Here is a 15,824-nt window from a genome sequence, read left to right as displayed (position 1 = left end):
TCGCCGGGCGGGCAGCCCCGCGACGCTGCGTCGATCGTTTCGACGCGGCAGCCTTGGGCTTGGCGCTCTTCGCGCCCTGCCCGGATCCCTTCCCGGAACCTCGCCGGGCCGACGTGCGGGTCGCCATGATGTCGCAACCGTATCCGCCGCCGACGGCCCGGCCCAGGACCCCTCGCGGTGTGTCCTCAGGCTCCATCGGTATGACCTGAGCCTGCGGTTCCGCTTCGGGCTCAGCTCAGGAGCAGCCCGATCGCCAGCGTCACCACGCCCACGGCCAGGGCCGCCGCGCCGATCGGGAGCAGCACCACCGCGCGGTTCGGGGTGGTGCGCCCCTCCCCCATCGCGGAGAAGAAGAACCCCGCCGGCATGAGGATCGCCGCGTACAGCACGCCGGTGGCGGCGAGCCAGCGCGGGAACCCGGTCAGGCTCGTGGCCTCTGCCAGCAGCACGCAGAGCAGGCCGAGGATCACCAGCACGCCCGCGTGGGCATGGCCGGCGCGGTAGAAGCTCTTCTGCAGGTCGGTCGTCGCGACCTTGCCACCGAAGACCTTGAGCAGGAAGAACCCGCCCGACTCGATGCCGACGATGGTCAGCAGCACTATGCCCGCGGTGATGCGGGCCGGGTCCGAGAGCTCGAGCACGACGTCCTCCTTGGGGGGTTGTTTTGTAACACTGTTATCAAACAGCGTTCGCAAACTCCCGTCAAGGCTTTAGACTCACCCCATGGCTCGACCGAGACTGCACGACGACGCCCTGCGCACCCGGCTCTTCGAGGTCGCGTCCCGGCTCATCTCGTCCGACGGCGAGGCCGCCGTCACCGTGCGCAAGGTCGCCGCCGAGGCCGGGACGAGCGCGTCCGCGGTCTACGCGCTGTTCGGCTCGCGCGAGGCGCTGGTCGAGGCGGTGAGCGACGAGGGCTTCCGGCGGTTCGCGGACCACCTCGCCGCCGTCGGGCAGAGCGACGAACCGGCGGCGGACCTGCGTGCCCTCAGCGGCGCCTACCGGAGATTCGCCCTGGCCGACCCGCACTTCTACCGCGTCATGTTCTACCGCGGCGTGGCGCCCGCCGGCAGCGACCCGGCGTCCGCGGTCAACCGCGCCACGTTCCGGGTGCTGCACGACGCGGTAGCCCGGGTGCTCGACGGCGTGCCGGCCGCGCACGTGCTGGACGTCGCCGTCGGGCTGTGGGGTCTGGTGCACGGGCTCGTGTCGCTCGAGCTCGCAGGCCTCCTGCCCGGCGACGCCGACGGGCGGGAGGCGGCGTTCGACCGGGCCGCGGGTGCGGTGGGCGCCGCGCTCCTGGCTCGCTGACCCACTGACCCCTGGCGGCGTCCCGCCGGGATCAGCCGAGTCCGGCCAGCTTCTCCTGGGCCCGCGTGATCTCCCGGACGATCCGGATCCAGTGGACGAACGCGACGACCAGCGCCGCCGCCGCGACAGCGCGGACGATCAGCTCACCCGGACCAGGGCTCAGCGAGTAGAGGCGCAAGCTCGCCAGGAGCCAGAACGGCCACCACAGGCTGAGGCTGACGCGGCGCGCGCCGTCGGGCACCACCGCGTCGCGGATGTCCCGGACCACCTGGTAGGGGAACCAGAGGGAGACCACCGGCACCCACCAGCCAAGCCAGATCCAGGCCCGCCCGCGCGCGAACCGCGCCCTGGGGTTCGCCGCCTCGGCGAACCGGCGGCCGGCGTGGAGCCAGGCGCAGGTGGCCAGATAGGCCCCGAGCGCGAACACCGCGGTCGCGATGCCGCCGTTGAAGTCGAACCCGGCGCCCAGGCCGAACCCGCCGGCCTCGCGCTCGGTCCCGGTGACGAGCAGGATCGCGAGCTCAGCCAGCTCGACGAAGAGCAGGCAGCCCGCGGCCACGACTACCCCGACGCCCAGCCCGGCCGGGGGTTCGGGCAGCGGCGTACCGGGCCGACGGCGGCGCTGGCGCGCGTGGGCGCGCTCCGGCCGCGCGGGGTGCTCGGCGTCGGGCGACGAGGCGTACGGGGACTGGGGGTGCGCCGGGCTACCCAGCGGCTCCGGGTACGGCTCAGGGCCTGGTTGCGGGTCGGGACTCCCCCAGGGCAAACCGCCGTTCTGGCGGGGACTGCGCGGATCGGACATCAACTGCCTCCGGTGTGTTCCCGCTACCGTACTCACCCTGCAATTCCCGGCAACCACCAGCCACGGGTGAACCCCGCGACTCTCACGGCTCGTACACGGACGGCACTTTCCTGGGGACGCTCCCGAGGCATGACAACGGGCGGGGTAACGCTGAGGGAGCAGTGCTACCTCAGCGTTACCCCGCCCGGGGAGTAATGCTCTCCCGCTGTCCCTACGCCTCGACCTCTCGGGTCGCTGCGCTCCGGGTCACGCCTCGACGACGACCGGGACGATCATCGGCTTGCGGCGCAGCCGCGTCGCCACGTAGCGCCCGATGGTGCGGCGCATGATCTGCTGGAGCTGGTGCGTGTCCGTGGCCCCGCCCGCGATCGCGCTCTCGAGCGCCGCGGTGACCTCCGGCATCACCTTGTCGAACACCGAGGCATCCTCGGCCATACCGCGGGCCAGCACCTGCGGCGGTGCGAGCACCTTGCCCGTGGCGGTGTCGATCACCGCAAAGACGGACACGAAGCCCTCCTGGCCCAGGACCACGCGGTCCTTGAGCTCGGCGTCGGTGATCTCGCCGACCGACGAGCCGTCGACGTACACGTACCCGCAGGGCACGGCGCCGACCACTGAGGCCTTGCCGTCCACGAGGTCCACGACCACGCCGTCCTCGGCGAGCACCACGCGGTCGGCCGGCACGCCGGTCCGGACCGCGAGAGCCCCGTTGGCGACGAGGTGGCGCACCTCGCCGTGCACCGGCATGACGTTCTTGGGCTTGAGGATGTTGTAGCAGTACATGAGCTCGCCGGCCGAGGCGTGCCCGGAGACGTGCACCTTGGCGTTGCCGCCGTGCACGACGCGTGCGCCGAGGCGGGTGAGGCCGTTGATGATGCGGAACACGGCGTTCTCGTTGCCCGGGATGAGGGACGAGGCCAGGATCACGGTGTCGCCGGTCTCGACCTGCACCTTGTGGTCGCCGTTGGCCATGCGCGACAGCGCCGCCATCGGCTCGCCCTGGGAGCCGGTGGACATGTAGACGATCTGGTCGTCGGGCAGCGAGTCGGCCTTCCTCAGGTCGATCAGCACGCCCGGCGGCACGTCGAGGTAGCCGAGCTCGGCGGCGATGCCCATGTTGCGCACCATGGAGCGGCCCACGAGGGCGACGCGCCGGCCGTGGGCGTGCGCGGCGCGCAGCACCTGCTGCACGCGGTGCACGTGCGACGAGAACGACGCGACGATGATCCGCTTGTCCGCGTGCGCGAACACGTTGTCCAGCACCGGGCCGATCTCGACCTCGGGCGTCACGAAGCCCGGCACCTCGGCGTTGGTGGAGTCGACCATGAAGAGGTCGACGCCCTTCTCGCCGAGGCGGGCGAAGGCGCGCAGGTCGGTGATGCGGCCGTCGAGCGGCAGCTGGTCCATCTTGAAGTCACCGGTGTGCAGCAGGGTGCCTGCGGCGGTGGTGACGGCCACGGCGAGCGCGTCCGGGATGGAGTGGTTGACCGCGACGAACTCGCAGTCGAAGACGCCGAGCTTCTCGCGCTGCCCCTCCTTCACCTCAAGGGTGTAGGGCTTGATGCGGTGCTCCTTGAGCTTCGCCTCGATGAAGGCGAGCGTCAGGCGCGAGCCGACCAGCGGGATGTCCTTGCGGAGCCGCAGCAGATACGGCACGGCACCGATGTGGTCCTCGTGGCCGTGCGTCAGCACTACCGCCTCGATGTCGTCGAGGCGGTCCTTGATGTAGTCGAAGTCCGGCAGGATCAGGTCCACGCCGGGCTGGTTGTCCTCCGGGAAGAGGACTCCGCAGTCGATGATGAGCAGCTTTCCGGCATGCTCCAGGACCGCCATGTTGCGTCCCACCTCGCCCAGGCCGCCGAGGGCGACCACACGCAGTCCGCCTTCAGGCAGTGCGGGGGGCAGGGATAGTTCAGGGTGAGGATGACTCACGTGGCCTCCAAGGCCTCGTTCCAACAGAAAAGTTTCAAAGCCCGACGGCGGTGCTCGCCTCCGCGAGCACGCTCACCTCGGGCTGGTGTGCGGGCTGGTCGTCGCGCAGCAGACCGGCCTCGGCCAGTACCGCGCGCAGGGCGACCACCTCGTCGTCCGATGCAGCGACGTTCGGCAGCCGGAGGAACCGGTTGTCCGTGACGCCGAGGATCTCGAGCGCCGCCTTGACCATGACGGCCTGGGCGCCCGCGCCGTTCATCGCGTCGACGACGCCAGTAGTGGTGCGGAAGACCTCGATCGCTCCGGCGATGTCGCCGGCGTCGAACCGGCGGACCGTCTCCGCGAAGTGTGCGCCGACCAGGTGGGCCGACACAGACACAATACCCGCACCGCCAACACTCAGGAACGGCAGCAGCAGCCCGTCGTCGCCGGAGTACCAGGCGAGGCCGGTCGCGGGGATCAGCTTGGTGGCGGCGTAGACGTCGCCCGTGGCGTCCTTGTTCGCGATGATCCGCGGGTGCTCGGCCAGACGCAGGTAGGTCTCGGGCGCGATGCGCACCACGGTGCGGCCGGGGACGTCGTACAGCATCACGGGCAGGTCGGTCGCGTCCGCGACGGCCGTGAAGTGCTGGAACAGGCCCTCCTGGCTGGGCCGCGAGTAGTACGGCGACACAACGAGCAGGCCGTCCGCACCGGCCTCCGCGGCCTGCTCGGCCATGCGGATCGCGTGCACGGTGTCGTTCGAGCCGGCGCTGGCCACGACGGCGGCGCGGTGGCCCACTGCCTCGACGACCGCGGCGACGAGCTCTTCCTTCTCGGGCGTGTGCGTGACCGGCGACTCACCGGTGGTGCCGGACAGGACGAGGCCGTCGTTGCCGTCGTCGACCAGCTTCTTCGCCAGCTTGACCGCTGCCTTCAGGTCGACGGCCCCGTCGGGCGTCATCGGGGTGACCATCGCAGTCAGGACCGCGCCGAACGGGCGCGCGGGATCAGTGGGAAGAACCATGGCTCTACCGTACCGTTTACCGCCCGGTCAGCGGTCTTGGTGCCCACCGACCCGCCGAGCGGGTCATCGCTCGACCAGCACACCGTCCTCGTCGGCGTACACCGTGGCTCCGGGGCGGAACACAACGCCGCCGATCTCGACCGGCTCGTCCACCACGCCCGTGCCCGCCTTCGCCGACTTGCGCGGGTTGGTGCCCAGCGCCTTCACGCCGAGCTGCAGCCCGCCGATCGCCACCGAGTCGCGGATCGCCCCGTAGATGATCGCGCCGGCCCAGCCGTTCTCGACGGCGGCGGCGGCGATGAGGTCGCCCATCAGGGCGGTACGCAGCGAGCCACCGCCGTCCACCACGAGTACCGCACCCTCGCCCGGCGTCTGCGTCAGCGCCTTGATCAGGGCGTTGTCCTCGTGGCAGCGCACGGTACGCACGGGCCCCGAGAAGGCGCGCACCCCACCGAAGTCGCGCAGCTGGACCGGGAGCGAGGCCAGTGCCTCGCCGTGCTCGTCGTACAGGTCGGCAGTCACGGTCATGGTGATCCTCCGTTTCGCGGGCGTGGGCCAGACGATACGCGGTTCCCGAGAGACCCCCGAGCGGCTTGCGCGGCTGTGGATACTCGGATTATGACGGCGACGACGCTCTCCCCAGCACTCGTGGCACACCTGCCCACCGGCCTCCTGGTCGCCGGGCACTGGGGCCCTGCCGCGGACGGCGCCACGTTCGAGGTCACCGACCCGGCGACCGCCGAGCCCATCTTCGACGTCTCCGACGCCACACCCGCCGACGCCGTGCGCGCCCTCGACGCCGCGCACGCGGCAGCTCCCGCCTGGCGCGCCGTGGCGCCGCGGGAACGCTCCGAGCTGCTGCGTGGCGTCTTCGACCGCCTCGTCGCCCGCGCCGACGACATCGCCGCACTCATCACGGCCGAGGCCGGCAAGCCCCTGGCCGAGGCGCGGGCCGAGGTCGTCTACGGCGCCGAGTTCCTGCGCTGGTTCGCCGAGCAGGCGGTGCGCGCCGACGGACTGGTGCGCACGGCGCCGTCGGGCGGCAACAAGCAGTACGTCAGTCGCCGGCCGTAGGGCCGGCCCTGCTCATCACGCCCTGGAACTTTCCCATCGCCATGGCGACCCGCAAGATCGCCCCGGCGCTGGCCGCCGGGTGCACGGTGGTGGTCAAGCCGTCCGAGCTGACCCCGCTGACCACGCTCCTGCTCGCCGAGATCATCCGCTCCGAGGCCGAGCGGCGCGGGCTGCCGACGGGCATCGTCAACGTGCTCCCCACCACGCACGCAGGCCCCGTCACCGAGCCGCTGTTCGAGGATCCCCGCCTGCGCAAGGTCTCGTTCACCGGCTCCACCCGCGTGGGCCAGGTGCTGCTGGCCCACGCCGCCAAGAACGTGCTGCGCAGCTCGATGGAGCTGGGCGGCAACGCACCGTTCATCGTGTTCGAGGACGCCGACCTCGACGCGGCAGTCCAGGGCGCGCTGGTCGCGAAGCTGCGCAACTCCGGCCAGTCCTGCGTGGCGGCCAACCGGTTCCTGGTGCACGACGCCGTGGCGCGCACCTTCGCCGAGAAGCTCGCCACAGCCGTCGGCGCGAAGGTGACCGCACCCGGCACCCGGCCGGGCGCCGACGTGGGCCCGCTCATCAACGAGGCCGCCGTGCAGAAGGTCTCCGCCCTGGTGGACGACGCCGTCGCGGACGGCGCCCAGGTCCTCACCGGCGGCTCCCGGCTCGACGGCCCGGGCCACTTCTTCCGGCCCACGGTGCTCACCGGCATCAGCGGGGACGCGCGGATCGTCACCGAGGAGATCTTCGGTCCGGTCGCCCCGATCGTGGCCTTCGGGTCCGACGACGAGGCGTACGAGCTGGCCAACGGCACCCCGTTCGGCCTGGCCGCCTACGCGTACACGACGTCGCTGGCCCGGGCGCAGCGCGCGATGGACGACATCGAGGCCGGGATGATCGGCATCAACCGCGGCCTGGTGTCCGACGCGAGCGCGCCGTTCGGCGGCGTGAAGTCCTCCGGCCTGGGCCGCGAGGGCGGCGAGGCGGGCATCGAGGAGTACCAGGAGACGGTGTACGTGGCGCTGTAGCGGGCAGCTAGGGTGGCCGGGTGGCCCTGTTCAGTGAGACTGCCGACGTGTCCGTCCGTCCCGCCGTCGTCGGTGACGAGTCCGCCGTGACCGCCGTGCAGGTCGCCTCCTGGCGCTCCACCGGGGTCCTCGGCGAGGGTGTCATCGACGCGCTCGACGTCCCGGCCATGCAGGAACGCTGGTCGTCCGCGATCACGTCGCCGCCCGGTCCCGGTTTTGCGGTGCTGGTCGCGCTCGACGGGCCCGACGTCGTCGGGTTCGCCGCCGTCTCCCCCGGTCAGGTGCTGTCGCTGGAGGTCCTGCCCGAGTCGCAGCGCGCGGGGCACGGGTCGCGTCTGCTGGCCGCCGCCGTCGACCGCCTCCGCTCGGACGGCTCCGACACCGTCACGACCTGGGCCCTGGCCGACGACGCCGCGCGCGCCGCGTTCCTGGAGGCCAGCGGGCTCGGCGAGGACGGCCGCAGCCGCACGCTCGCGACGGGCGTCCGCGAGGTCATCGAGCACCGCTGGTCCGCCGGGATCTGACACCGATCGGGGCCCGCGGCGCCGAAATGGCGGGACCACGAGGCAAACTCCAGGTTTCACGCCCACGTGACAGTCCCGTGACACGGCCTTGCGACCATCGGCGTCATGGGGATACGCACGGAGTACTTCGCCGCACCTACCGATGAGGTGGCTGCGACGGCGCTCCACACGCCCGGCGGGCCGTCCGAGCCCGACCAGGGCACCGACCTGCCGCGGTTCGACGCCGTGGCGGTGCCGTCCGTCGACCCGTTCGTGATGCTCGGCGGGCTCGCGGGCGTGCTGTCCGGGAGGCCCTACGGTGAGGTCACCGCGCACCCCCGGCACGGGACGCTCGTCTCCAGCGGCGGCGACGAGGGTCCGTGGATCGTGACGGTCTCCCAGACGCTCGCCGACGATCTCGCCTCGGCCGGCCCCACCCGCCTGGCCGAGGCAGCCCGCGCGTGGTCCTCCGTCGGGGCGCCTGCCATCCCTCCGGGCAATCTCGCGGCCGCGCTGCTACCGCTCGCCGCGCTAGCCGTCCGCGCGGCGGATTCGGGCCACGGCCTCTACTGCTGGACCAGCCTCACCGACTGACCGGGCCGACCCGGCCACAACTCCCCTTTGAGTCCTAGGTTTCTCCGCTTTGAGGCGCCTCAAAGCGGAGAAACCTAGGACTCAAAGGTGTGTTCGGGGCCCGGCTACGGGCGGGGGCTGGTTCGGTAGAGGGTTGCGGCCTTGCGGAGGGACTCGCGGGCGCGACGGCGGTCGCCCGAGGCGTCGTAGCCGAACGCCAGGTGGTACCAGGCGCGCCAGTCCTCAGGGGCCGCCTCGACGGCCACCCGGTACGGCTCGAACGCCTCGTCAGCGGCCGCCCGGTCGATGCGCCCGCCGGGCGAGCGCGGCAGGTCGTCCACGGGAAGGTTCCCCTCGGCGAACAGCGTGTCCGCCATGGACTGGACCGTCGCCGCCAGCCAGTACTCGCGCGCGATCAGGCCGATGACCAGCAGCGGGATGACGAGCACGCCCGCGCCGATGGCGATCAGCACCGGCTCGCCCGTACCGATCATCGAGATTCCGCGCCCCGCGATCTGCCACACGTACAGCGCGAGCAGCATCGTCACGGCGATGGCGCCCGTCAGCCCCTTGGCCGGCTTCCAGGTCGACGACGGCGACGGCGTGGCCGGGCGGTCGGGCCCCGGCTCGCTCACGACAGGTCCAGCACGTGCTCGAGCCCGACGGTCAGCCCGGGCCGCGACACGACGGAGCGGATCGCGAGCAGCACACCGGGCATGAACGAGGCCCGGTCGAACGAGTCCTGCCGGATGATCAGCTGCTCGCCCTCGTTGCCGAAGAGGATCTCCTCGTGCGCCACGAGCCCGCGCAGCCGCACGGCGTGCACCCGCACGCCGTCGACGTCGGCGCCCCGCGCCTCCCAGCCCGCCTCGGTGGCGTCGGGCGACCGGCCGAGCCCGGCCTCGGCGCGAGCCGCGGCGATCGCCGCGGCGGTGTGCTGCGCTGTGCCGGACGGCGCGTCCACCTTGTTCGGGTGGTGCAGCTCGATGACCTCGGCGGACTCGAAGTAGCGCGCGGCCTTCGCGGCGAACGTCATGGCCAGCACCGCCGACAGCCCGAAGTTCGGGGCGATGAGCACACCCAGCGACTCCTTGCCGCCGGAGCCTCGGGGGGACAGCTCCGCGAGGTGCGCGGTGACGCGGGCACGGGCGTCGTCGTCCCAGCCGGTGGTGCCCACTACCGCGTGCACCCCCGCGTCCAGCACCGCATGGATGTTGGCCTCGGTGACGGCCGGGACGGTGAAGTCGACGGCGACGTCGGCCCCCGCGAGGGTCTCGGCCGAGACCTTGTCGCCGGCGTCCAGCCGGGCGACCAGCTGCAGGCCGTCAGCGGCCTCGACCGCCGCGCACGTCTGCCTGCCCATGCGCCCGGCCGCGCCGAGCACGGCCACCTTGATGTCACTCACGATCAATCACCCTAGTTCTCGAACGGGCCTACGCGGATCACCGAGCGGGGCGGCCGGCCAGGTCCTGGGCCAGGGTCTGGACCTCTGCCGACGTGACCGCCTGGATGCGCTCGAGCGACTCGGCCAGGGACAGCAGGTCGCCGTACACGAGCTCGGCCTTGCCGAGCCGGCTCATCCGCGATCCGGAGTCCTCCAGCCCGAGCACGGTACCGCCGGAGAGCTGTCCGATGGACCGCTTGAGCTCGGCCTCGGTGATCCCGTCGTTCGCGAGCTTCTCCAGCTCCTCGACGAGCAGCGCCGTGACCTGGTCCGCCTTGGCCGCCGCGCAGCCCGCGTACAGGCCGAACGTGCCGAGCCCGCCGTGGGCGGACGCGAACGAGTACGTGGAGTACGCCAGGCCCCGCTTCTCGCGGATCTCCTGGAACAGGCGGGACGACATGCCACCACCCAGCACGGCGTTCAGCACGGACAGCGCGAAGCGCCGGTCGTCCGTCGCCGAGATCCCGGTGGAGCCCACGATGATGTTGGCCTGCTCGACCTGCCGGTTGACGGTCCGCTCGGTGCCCACCTCGGGCACACCCGCGTGGTCCTCGGTGGTGGCCCGGCGCTCGCGCGGTGCGATCGCGGCGTCGAGGTCCCAGCCGCCGTCGGACAGCGCCTGGGTCACCTGCTGCACGAGCTTGCCGTGGTCGATCCCGCCCGCGGCCGTGACCACGAGGGTCTCCGGCCGGTAGTTCCAGCGGTAGTGGTCCCAGACGGCGTCCCGCGGGACGGCGGTGATGGTCTCGGGGGTGCCGCCGATGGGGCGGCCCAGCGCGTGGTCGCCCAGGACCATGGCGGAGAACTGCTCGTGCACGACGTCGGTCGGGTCGTCGTCGTTCATCGCGAGCTCTTCGAGGATGACGCCGCGCTCGGTCTCGAGCTCGTCGGCGTCCAGGCGCGCGGAGGTGACCATGTCGGAGATGACGTCGACCGCCATCGGCAGGTCGGAGTCCAGCACCCGCGCGTAGTAGCAGGTGTGTTCCTTGCCTGTGGCGGCGTTCGCCTCACCGCCGACGGCGTCGAACGCCTCGGCGATGTCCATCGCGGACCGCCGGGCGGTCCCCTTGAAGAGCAGGTGCTCCAGGAAGTGCGTCGAGCCGAAGTGGCCGTCGGTCTCGTCCCGCGAGCCGACGCCGATCCACGCGCCCACCGTCGCCGAGCGCTGGCCCGGCATGTGCTCGGTGAGTACACGGACACCGCCGGGCAGGACGGAGCGACGAATCGTCGCACCGTCCTGCCCGGCGGTCAGCTCGGCACCGGGCTCGCCCGTCGGGACGAGCGGCAGGTGCCACGTCATGTCAGGCGTCCGCAGGCGCGGTGGCCTCGGCGGCCGGCTCAGCGGCGTCGGCCGGGGCAGACGCGTCCTCGTCGGTCACGGCGACCAGCGAGAGCTTGCCGCGCGGGTCGATCTCGCCGATCTCGACCTGGACCTTCTGGCCGATGGAGAGCACGTCGTCGACGTTCTCGACGCGCTTGCCACCCACGAGCTTGCGGATCTGGCTGATGTGCAGCAGACCGTCCCTGCCCGGGGACAGCGAGATGAAGGCGCCGAACGACGTCGTCTTGACGACGGTTCCGACGAACCGCTCTCCCACCTCGGGGATGTGCGGGTTGGCGATCGCGTTGATCGCCGCGCGGGCGGCCTCGGCCGAAGGGCCGTCGGTGGCACCGATGTAGACGGTGCCGTCGTCCTCGATGGAGATGTCCGCGCCCGTCTCCTCCTGGATCTGGTTGATCATCTTGCCCTTCGGCCCGATGACCTCGCCGATCTTGTCGACGGGGACCTTCACCGTGATGACGCGCGGGGCGTTCGGGGACATCTCGTCGGGCGTGTCGATCGCCTCGTCGAGCACCTCGAGGATGGTCAGGCGGGCGTCGCGGGCCTGGCCCAGCGCCGCAGCCAGCACCGAGGCGGGGATGCCGTCGAGCTTGGTGTCGAGCTGGATGGCCGTGACGAACTCCTTGGTACCGGCGACCTTGAAGTCCATGTCACCGAACGCGTCCTCGGCGCCCAGGATGTCCGTCATCGCGGCGTAGCGGGTCTCGCCGTCCACGGTGTCGGACACGAGGCCCATCGCGATACCGGCGACCGCCGCGCGCAGCGGCACACCGGCGTTCAGCAGCGACAGCGTCGAGGCGCAGACGGAGCCCATCGACGTCGAACCGTTGGAGCCGAGAGCCTCGGACACCTGGCGGATCGCGTACGGGAACTCCTCGCGGCTCGGCAGGACCGGCACCAGGGCACGCTCGGCGAGCGCGCCGTGGCCGATCTCGCGGCGCTTCGGGCTGCCAACGCGGCCCGTCTCACCGGTCGAGTACGGCGGGAAGTTGTAGTTGTGCATGTAGCGCTTGCGCGTCTCCGGACCGAGCGAGTCGATCTGCTGCTCCATGCGGAGCATGTTCAGCGTGGTGACGCCCAGGATCTGGGTCTCGCCGCGCTCGAAGATCGCCGAGCCGTGCACGCGAGGCAGCACCTCGACCTCGGCCGAGAGGGTGCGGATGTCCGCGAGCCCACGGCCGTCGATGCGGACGCCGTCGGTCAGCACACGCTGGCGGACGAGCTTCTTCTGCAGCGAGCGGAACGCGGCCGACAGCTCCTTCTCGCGACCCTCGAACTGGCCGTCGAGCTGGTCGTGCACGCTCGCCTTGAGCTCGTCGAGCGTGTTCTCGCGCTGCTGCTTGTCCGCGATGGTGAGCGCGTCGCGCGTCGGCGCGGCCACGGCCGCCTCGACGGCGGCGAAGGCGTCGTCCTGGTAGTCCGGGAAGAGCGGGAACTCCTGCGTCTCCTTGGCGGACTGCGCGGCGAGCTGCGCCTGCGCGTCGCACAGGGCCTTGATGAACGGCTTGGCCGCCTCGATGCCCTCGGCGACGACCGTCTCGTTCGGAGCCGCGACACCCTCGTTCTTGATGAGGGTCCAGGCGTTGTCGGTGGCCTCGGCCTCGATCATGGCGATCGCGACGTCGTCACCGACAACACGGCCGGCCACGACCATGTCGAAGACCGCGCGCTCCTTGTCGGAGTACTTGGGGAACGCGACCCACTGGCCGTCGACCAGCGCGATGCGGACCGCGCCGACCGGGCCGTCGAACGGCAGGCCGGAGATCTGGGTCGACGCCGACGCGGCGTTGATCGCCAGCGTGTCGTATGCGTCGTCGGGGTGCAGCGCCATGACCGTGATGACGATCTGGACCTCGTTGCGCAGGCCCTTGACGAACAGGGGGCGCAGCGGGCGGTCGGTCAGGCGGCAGGTCAGGATCGCGTCGGTCGACGGGCGACCCTCGCGGCGGAAGAACGAGCCGGGGATACGGCCCGCGGCGTACATCCGCTCCTCGACGTCCACCGTCAGCGGGAAGAAGTCGAACTGGTCCTTGGGGTGCTTGCCGGCCGCGGTGGTCGACAGCAGCATGGTCTCGCCGTCGAGGTAGGCGGCGACTGCGCCGGCGGCCTGCTTGGCGAGGCGTCCGGTCTCGAACCGGACGGTACGGGTGCCGAAGCGACCGTTGTCGATAACGGCCTCGGCGAACTGGATCTCGGGACCCTCCACGGGTGCCCTCCTTCTGTTGGGTGTGTTCTCTTGGAACGCCCCCATGCCTGGCGGTCATCGATCGAGGCCCACCGAACCGCCGTTCGCCGGAGCGAAGGAGTTCAGGGAGCCACTACCGAGGACCGGACGAGGTCACGGGTGGCGTGGTCATGCTTTCGTACTGCTACAGCATCTCACCAGACCAGCCCGGCCCCCGCATCGGGGGCCGGGCTGGTAGGCGTCACGGTCAGCGGCGCAGGCCGAGCTTGTCGACCAGGGCGCGGTAGCGCTCGATGTCGATCCCCTTGAGGTAACCCTGGAGACGACGGCGCTGGCCCACGAGGAGCAGCAGGCCACGACGGCTGTGGTGGTCGTGCTTGTGCTCCTTGAGGTGCTCGGTGAGGTCCTTGATGCGCTGCGTGAGGAGCGCGATCTGCACCTCCGGCGAGCCCGAGTCGCCCGGCTTGGTTCCGTACTCGGAAATGATCTGCTGCTTCGTGGCAGTGTCGAGCGGCATGGCTCTCCTTCAGTGTCGTTGCGCGGTGCTCCGGGACTAGTTCACCGGGGCGCTCTGGATCCGCGGCCGTTCAGACGGCGATACAACTTTACCAGTGCTGAGCCCTGCTGCCCGACGACGGGGGTGAGACCAGTCACGCCCCGTCGTGGCCCGCATAGCCGTCACCCGTGCGGCGGAAGACCGGTGCACCGGCGTCGTCCTGACCGATCGGGGAGACGCCCGCGAACGCCAGGAGGTCCGGGAGCGTCGTGATCAGGCGCCGGTCCTCGAACCGGACCCCGTACGCCGGAGTCCAGTCGCGGCCCGGCCGACGCAGGTAGGACTCGTCGTCCAGGCGCAGCAGGTACACGAACGTCTCGACCAGGATGCGGCTGCCCACCTCACCGAGAAAGTTGCCGTTGCCCTGGACCTCCGCCTCCTTGAGCACGTAGTACCACAGCGGTGTGCCCTCCAGGTCGTCGAGCGCGGCCGAGACCTCGGGGGACGCGTTCTGCCGCAGCTGCTCCGGCGTGAGCGCACGCACCCCAAGCTCGGCTGCCACGGCCTCCCCCGTCGGGATCGCCAGCATGTAGCCGCGCAGCAGGTTGCGCTGCGCGAGGTGCTTCAGCAGCGCCTTGATCGGGACAGGAGCCGAGTTGCCCTCGTTCAGCAGGTCGCCCAGGCCGTCCGCCAGGAAGGGGTCGATCTTGCGGGCCATGCGGAACGTCAGGGGGTCACCCTTGTCGGTCAGCCGGGGCCACTCGACGGGCCAGTTCGACGGTAGGGCGGGGAACGGGCCGATGCCCTCGGGCGCCAGCCCGCCGTTGCCGGTGAACCGGAACAGGTCGTCCAGGCTCGCCACTCCCCCGGGGCCGCCGCCCGTGAAGTTGACGTTGAAGTCGTAGGCGCCACGCACCATCGAGTGCCCGAACCGGAACGCCGCCACCGCGAACTCCAGCGGCATCGACACGCGACGCGCGGGCCGGAACAGCGACGGCCCGGTGGCCAGGACCGAGTCGAGCACCCCGGGCTTGGTAAGGGTGCGCAGGTAGTCGTTCACGACCAGCCACTGGTAGTGGAACCGGACGAGCTCCTGCGCGCGGTCGAACAGCTCACGCTGGGTCGTGGCGTTCCACGGCTCCTTGTCCGCCACCCAGTCCACGACGGCGTTGTGGAACCGGATCATGGCCACGTGGAACTGCGCCACCACGAGGTTCTCGTCGTTGCGGCTGTCCGGGATCAGCGGCATCCGCTCGCTGCCCGGCTCGGCACTGCGGGGCAGGTCGCGCTGCGGGTCGTCGCCGGGCGCCACGAGGTTGAACCCGGGGATGGCCGCGGTGCTGATCCGGCCGAGCCGCAGCTTGGCCGAGCCGGGCACGTAGGCGGCCTCGCTGCGAGTGGTGCCGCGGTCCTTCTCGCCCTTGAACCGCGGGCCCGAGCCGTAGAGGCTGTCGAGGTCGAGCAGCGGGACGCGCCCGTTGTGCAGGCTGCGTCGCACCACCTTCGGCGAGAAGGTACGGAACGGGTCGCTCACCACGTCGCCGAGCGCCTGGTCGCCACCCGGGCCGGAGCCGTCGTCGGGACCGTTGGTGTTGAGCGTGATGTCGTGGTCGATGAACTGACCCCAGTAGGTGTAGACCGACGGGATCGTGGAGTCGCGCGGAGGCACGGGCGGCGCACCCGGTGCCGGCGGCCCCGCCGGTGCCTCGATCATGGCGGCACCGAGTCGCATCAGGGCGTCCCGGGTCTCGTCGAGCTGCTCACCATCGGGCAGGTGCGACTCCGGATAGCGTGCGGCCAGGCGCCGCAGCAGGTAGTCGAACGACGTCGTGGCGTCAAAACGATGCTCGCGCAGATCACGGCGTACGGCCGCCTCGGTGCGTGGCATCAGGGTCGCTGTGCTTTCGTGCGGCTTACCCGTGTCGTCCGGGTCGGCGGGCACGAACACGCCACCGTGCCCGATCCGCCGGACCGTGCGGCCGGCCGGCGTCTGCGCCAGGTCGACTGCCTCGTTCGGAGTTTGGTTGGGGTCGCCGAGCTGCGGTGCCTGCGTGGTCTGGGCCATCGGTATCTCCTTCGCTGGGGTGAAGGCCTTCCACCAGTGAGGGACGTACGCGACGGCGAACCGTGACATCACCCG

General features: G+C 71.3%; 13 protein-coding genes and 2 pseudogenes. 4 read left to right on the top strand and 11 right to left on the bottom strand.

The genetic code is table 11. The features are described 5' to 3' along the window. Nucleotides 1-230: 230 nt before the first annotated feature. Nucleotides 231-641: a hypothetical protein gene (locus AB1046_RS01160; protein WP_369371949.1), complete on the bottom strand. Its 411-nt coding sequence runs from the start codon at nucleotides 639-641 to the stop codon at nucleotides 231-233. 82 nt (nucleotides 642-723) lie between these two features. Here AB1046_RS01160 and AB1046_RS01155 point away from each other — a divergent pair, with 82 nt between their 5' ends. Further along, nucleotides 724-1,311, top strand: coding sequence for a TetR/AcrR family transcriptional regulator (locus AB1046_RS01155; RefSeq protein WP_369371948.1), 588 nt, complete (start codon nucleotides 724-726; stop codon nucleotides 1,309-1,311). 31 nt (nucleotides 1,312-1,342) lie between these two features. Here the strand turns inward: AB1046_RS01155 and AB1046_RS01150 are convergent, their stop codons facing one another. The 4 genes from AB1046_RS01150 to rraA all read right to left on the bottom strand — a co-directional run bounded on the left by AB1046_RS01150 (nucleotide 1,343) and on the right by rraA (nucleotide 5,579). Next, nucleotides 1,343-2,113 carry a DUF4328 domain-containing protein gene (locus AB1046_RS01150; protein WP_369371947.1) on the bottom strand — a complete coding sequence of 257 codons (771 nt, stop codon included), beginning with the start codon at nucleotides 2,111-2,113 and terminating at the stop codon, nucleotides 1,343-1,345. 246 nt (nucleotides 2,114-2,359) lie between these two features. Next, nucleotides 2,360-4,045, bottom strand: a complete 1,686-nt coding sequence (locus AB1046_RS01145; RefSeq protein ID WP_369371946.1) for a ribonuclease J — start codon at nucleotides 4,043-4,045, stop codon at nucleotides 2,360-2,362. A gap of 34 nt (nucleotides 4,046-4,079) precedes the next feature. Continuing rightward, nucleotides 4,080-5,051, bottom strand: coding sequence for a 4-hydroxy-tetrahydrodipicolinate synthase (gene dapA, locus AB1046_RS01140; protein ID WP_369371945.1), 972 nt, complete (start codon nucleotides 5,049-5,051; stop codon nucleotides 4,080-4,082). 63 nt (nucleotides 5,052-5,114) lie between these two features. Next, complete coding sequence (gene rraA, locus AB1046_RS01135; RefSeq protein WP_369371944.1) at nucleotides 5,115-5,579, bottom strand: ribonuclease E activity regulator RraA; 465 nt, start codon at nucleotides 5,577-5,579, stop codon at nucleotides 5,115-5,117. A 90-nt stretch (nucleotides 5,580-5,669) separates the two neighbouring features. Here rraA and AB1046_RS01130 point away from each other — a divergent pair. From AB1046_RS01130 to AB1046_RS01120, 3 genes and pseudogenes are all read left to right on the top strand, one after another. Next, a pseudogene (locus tag AB1046_RS01130) lies at nucleotides 5,670-7,141 on the top strand (NAD-dependent succinate-semialdehyde dehydrogenase). A gap of 20 nt (nucleotides 7,142-7,161) precedes the next feature. After that, nucleotides 7,162-7,665, top strand: a complete 504-nt coding sequence (locus tag AB1046_RS01125) for an N-acetyltransferase family protein (protein WP_369371943.1) — start codon at nucleotides 7,162-7,164, stop codon at nucleotides 7,663-7,665. A gap of 105 nt (nucleotides 7,666-7,770) precedes the next feature. After that, nucleotides 7,771-8,238, top strand: a complete 468-nt coding sequence (locus AB1046_RS01120; protein WP_369371942.1) for a hypothetical protein — start codon at nucleotides 7,771-7,773, stop codon at nucleotides 8,236-8,238. A 104-nt stretch (nucleotides 8,239-8,342) separates the two neighbouring features. Here the strand turns inward: AB1046_RS01120 and AB1046_RS01115 are convergent, their stop codons facing one another. From AB1046_RS01115 to AB1046_RS01090, 6 genes and pseudogenes are all read right to left on the bottom strand, one after another. Next, complete coding sequence (locus AB1046_RS01115; RefSeq protein WP_369375533.1) at nucleotides 8,343-8,759, bottom strand: hypothetical protein; 417 nt, start codon at nucleotides 8,757-8,759, stop codon at nucleotides 8,343-8,345. Nucleotides 8,760-8,848: 89 nt separating this feature from the next. After that, nucleotides 8,849-9,622: a 4-hydroxy-tetrahydrodipicolinate reductase gene (gene dapB / locus AB1046_RS01110; protein WP_369371940.1), complete on the bottom strand. Its 774-nt coding sequence runs from the start codon at nucleotides 9,620-9,622 to the stop codon at nucleotides 8,849-8,851. An 11-nt stretch (nucleotides 9,623-9,633) separates the two neighbouring features. Then, nucleotides 9,634-10,961, bottom strand: a pseudogene (locus AB1046_RS01105) (M16 family metallopeptidase). Nucleotide 10,962: 1 nt separating this feature from the next. Continuing rightward, nucleotides 10,963-13,209, bottom strand: a complete 2,247-nt coding sequence (locus tag AB1046_RS01100; RefSeq protein WP_369371939.1) for a polyribonucleotide nucleotidyltransferase — start codon at nucleotides 13,207-13,209, stop codon at nucleotides 10,963-10,965. Between the two features lie 226 nt (nucleotides 13,210-13,435). Then, a complete protein-coding gene (rpsO, locus tag AB1046_RS01095) occupies nucleotides 13,436-13,705 on the bottom strand; it encodes a 30S ribosomal protein S15 (protein WP_020016810.1) in 270 nt (89 codons plus the stop codon). 133 nt (nucleotides 13,706-13,838) lie between these two features. Further along, nucleotides 13,839-15,749 carry a heme peroxidase family protein gene (locus tag AB1046_RS01090; protein WP_369371938.1) on the bottom strand — a complete coding sequence of 637 codons (1,911 nt, stop codon included), beginning with the start codon at nucleotides 15,747-15,749 and terminating at the stop codon, nucleotides 13,839-13,841. Nucleotides 15,750-15,824 lie beyond the last annotated feature (75 nt).

This window comes from Promicromonospora sp. Populi (assembly GCF_041081105.1).
Taxonomy (GTDB): domain Bacteria; phylum Actinomycetota; class Actinomycetes; order Actinomycetales; family Cellulomonadaceae; genus Promicromonospora.
The sequence above is the reverse complement of the archived record's forward strand: the minus strand, read 5'-3'. Positions and strand labels throughout refer to the sequence as shown.